The sequence below is a fragment of the Neisseria sp. HMSC067G12 genome, from assembly GCF_001812725.1.
GTDB classification, from domain to species: domain Bacteria; phylum Pseudomonadota; class Gammaproteobacteria; order Burkholderiales; family Neisseriaceae; genus Neisseria; species Neisseria perflava.
The window spans coordinates 1-235 of record NZ_KV810228.1; the positions used below are offsets into that span (position 1 = coordinate 1).

Annotated in this window: 1 pseudogene; it reads right to left on the bottom strand. The window is 48.1% G+C overall.

Features of this window, described 5'->3' with window-relative positions:
- Positions 1–49 precede the first annotated feature (49 nt).
- Positions 50–235 (bottom strand): annotated as a pseudogene (locus tag HMPREF2871_RS12015) (DNA primase); the annotation flags it as partial.

Here is a 235-nt window from a genome sequence, read left to right on the forward strand (position 1 = left end):
TCAAGGTTGTAATCGTTGGTGCTTTCCTGCTTCGCTGTTTCGGTATTTTTCATGCTGTCTGTCCTCCGAAATGGTTGTCTGATTGCTTCTTCTCGTTCAGTTCGTCTAATGCGTCATAGCCGGGCGTTTTGCTTTTCAATACTTTTGCCCTGATCCCTTGCTTAAAGGCTCGCATTGCCAAGTCACAAGCGGCTCTGTAACCAACAGGGCGGGGCGTGTCGTTATCGGCAATAAT